The organism is Clostridium sp. (assembly GCF_040797585.1).
In the GTDB taxonomy this organism is placed as follows: domain Bacteria; phylum Bacillota; class Clostridia; order Clostridiales; family Clostridiaceae; genus Clostridium_Z.
This window is the reverse complement of record NZ_JBFNEO010000256.1, coordinates 1-3,466: the sequence shown is the minus strand read 5'-3', so window position 1 is coordinate 3,466 and position 3,466 is coordinate 1. Positions and strand designations below refer to the sequence as shown.

General features: G+C 28.7%; 3 protein-coding genes. 1 reads left to right on the top strand and 2 read right to left on the bottom strand.

Annotated features, from left to right (window positions below):
- Positions 1-495 precede the first annotated feature (495 nt).
- Complete coding sequence (locus tag AB2369_RS12390) at positions 496-1,086, top strand: GDSL-type esterase/lipase family protein (protein WP_367666784.1); 591 nt, start codon at positions 496-498, stop codon at positions 1,084-1,086.
- Between the two features lie 335 nt (positions 1,087-1,421).
- Here AB2369_RS12390 and AB2369_RS12385 read toward each other — a convergent pair whose 3' ends face one another.
- The gene (locus tag AB2369_RS12385; RefSeq protein WP_367666783.1) at positions 1,422-2,681 is read right to left on the bottom strand and encodes an NAD(P)/FAD-dependent oxidoreductase; all 1,260 of its coding nucleotides are present in this window, start codon (positions 2,679-2,681) and stop codon (positions 1,422-1,424) included.
- 375 nt (positions 2,682-3,056) lie between these two features.
- On the bottom strand, positions 3,057-3,466 hold a 410-nt coding region (locus tag AB2369_RS12380), incomplete at its 5' end, for a hypothetical protein (protein ID WP_367666782.1).

Here is a 3,466-nt window from a genome sequence, read left to right as displayed (position 1 = left end):
AATATACGTTAATACTATTTTTCTTACTATTATATTTAATTTTAAATATAATGGTTAAAATAACCGCTATTAAAATCAATATATTTTTTACTTATATTCAAACCAAACTTACCCTTATATTACCATATATTTTATTTTTTGTAATGAATTTTCATATGTTTTCTATTTATCTATGGTATTTAATAAAGTCTTAATATAAGACGTATATTATTCTTCTTACCCCAACTTATAATTTGATATATATTGTCATAGTAGCTATAATTTATCTAGAGAAATTAATATATAATTTAAAATTAAAAATCTATATTAACTTAACCCCTTGTGTCAGTTGACTTTTTAATTAAATTACTTGGTTAAAAGCCATTGAAGTCTAGAATTTTAGTCTAGCAATTATGTCTCTCTTAACCCCTAACTGCACAATATATTAATTTACAAATTTTATAATATATATTAAAATTAATAAATTTATTTATAATTACTAGGAGTGATGATAACTTGAAAAAAATAGTATGTATTGGAGATAGTTTAACCTATGGTTTTGGAGTTTCTAAAAATCACAGCTGGCTTTATCTTCTAGAAAATAGATTTCCTAAAAACCTATGGATAAATAAAGGAATAAATGGTGATACAACCATTGGTATGATAAATAGATTTTATGAAGATGTTATAGATGAAAAGCCTAATGTGGTAATAATCATGGGAGGAAGTAATGATTTTTTAAGTCATAAAAATGTAGAAGCTACCTTAGATAATATAAAAATCATGGTAGAGGACTCCCTAGCTAATAATATAACCCCTATAGTAGGAATTCCTCCCTTTATAGTAGGTCCAATGGCCATGAATAGTTGGGATCCTTATTGTGATTACTCTTTAGTGAACTCTAAGCTAGAATTATATAAAAATCTATTAGAAGACTATTGTACTAAGGAGAACCTGTTAATATTAAATTTTTATAATATCTTTAAAAACTTATCCCTTAATAGCAAAATTGAAGACTTCTACACTGATGGACTACACTTAAATCCTAAGGGGCAAAAGGAAATGTTTTATCTCATAGAAGACCTAATTATTAATAATGATTTTTAGATTTACATATGAAGGTGTATTATTTTTTATACTCATAACTAAAATTATTGGTATAACTTGTATATATTCAAAATACAATAAAAAAACACCATGACTCTTAAATTCATGGTGTTTTTTATAGATTAAGGAGATTTCCTATTAGGCTTTGGCTACCAACTGCAACATCCCTATCCTCTTGAAAGATGGGAGATAGTAGTTGCTACGCCCCTAGATTAATTCATCTAACCTTCAGATTTGGGAAAGAACGCCATCTGAAGGAAGATTCCTTCTATTAAAATTACTTTTCCTATCTTGTATATATTTTAAATGAAAGAATTCAAATATATAAGTTTTTACTACTCCCTCACTTTTATAGTTATGTGACTAGATAGATTAATATTTTCAAATAGACTTTTTGAGAGTTTTATTCTCTCCATATCTCCTGGTGCTAATATTCTTTTATCTAGTGATATCTTCTCTACATTATCAAAAAGAATAGAGATACCAGTATCCTTATATAAATCATCAACTTTAAAACTTACTTCTAAATCCTCTCCTAAATTATCCGGATTTATAGTTTGTGGAACAGTATATCTTATTCCTCTACCACTTATAATCTGAATATTATTATTTCCTCTACTATATTTTCCCTTAACAAACCTAGCTGCCTTCTTCCCAGCCTCATAGCTTTCATTAGTTACATTATCTACTAAATCGTGGACATGCAAGATATTTCCACAAGCAAATATTCCTTCCACATTAGTTTCCATGCTTTCATTAACCTTTGCTCCACCGGTTATGTTTGATATTTCTACTCCTGCCTTTAAAGATAATGCATTATCTGGTGTTAATCCTACAGATAATATGAGGGTATCACAGCTTATATGTTCTTCTGTGCCTTTTATTGGTCTTCTATTTTCGCCTACCTTTGAAATTATTATTCCTTCTAATCTCTCTTTTCCCTTAACTTCCACAACAGTATGATTTAACATTAGAGGAATATTAAAGTCTTTTAAACATTGAAGGGCATTTCTCTTAAGCCCTATGCAATAAGGCATAATATCCACTACCGACTTTACTTTGGCTCCTTCTAAGGTCATTCTTCTTGCCATTATAAGTCCTATGTCTGAAGATCCTAAAATCACTACTTCCTTTCCTGGCATAACCCCTTCTATATTTACAAGTCTTTGAGCTGTACCGGCAGTATAAACTCCAGCACATCTTGATCCTGGTATATTTAAGGCTCCACCTGGTCTTTCACGACATCCCATAGCTAGAATTATAGCCTTAGCTTTAATTTCTATTACTCCTTCTTTTGGGTTTACCGCCGTAATTTTTTTATCCTCAGTTATATCTATAACAGTAGTATTTAATTTATGTTCAATATTCATATCTATAAGCTTTTTAGAAAATCTTTCTGCATATTCTGGTCCTGTTAACTCTTCTTTAAAGTTATAAAGTCCAAATCCACTATGAATACATTGATTTAATATTCCACCTAAATCATAATCCTTCTCAAGAATTACTATGTTCTCTATCCCTTCTTCCCTTGCAGAAATAGCTGCTGCCATGCCTGCTGGTCCTCCTCCAATTACTACTACATCGTAATCTAGCATTAATTATGCCCCTCCATTCTATGAAAGTTTAATCTCTATATATAAAAACTATTTTACCATAGTTCTCCTTATGTTTGTATAAGGTTAATTTTTTGCCGATTGACTCCTTACAATGGTTAAGCTATTTAGTTAAAATTTATAGATATATCATCTCCTAACTCAATCTTTGAATTTGCTGTAGATATTGTATCTTGAACTTTAATTCTATGTATCATAGGGTACATTTATATTGTAGGTTTTTCAATAAATTTATACCTTTAATGTTTAAAAAAACTTATAAAACAAGAGCAGTATAGACTTTCATAAAATACTAGCCTATACTGCCCTTGTTTTATTATATATGATTAAATTTTTTATAAATACTTGCAACTATTTCTACTCAAATCCATATTCGATATTTCCTAAGGTTTGTCCTTTAAGTAAATAATTCAGCTTATTAACCCTTCCTTTATTATCATACCCTATTTCAATATCGTCAAATTTGGTAAAGTTAAATAAATTTCCTCTTTTAGTTCTTATATTATATTTATCCATACCACTTAAGAAAACATCTCTTATGGCGTAACTAAACTTAAATAAAATCACTTTTTCATCCTTATATACAACCTGTATTAAACTCTTATCTAAATTAAACATCCACTCACTACTCACATTGTCAATGGAATCAACATCTATCTTATCCTTATCTATCTTAAAATCCTCGCCTTTTAAGGTTCTATCTTTATTAAACTTTAAAATTCTACTGAATCTTATTTTTCTCTCTAAGGTTGTAGTATGTATTTCAC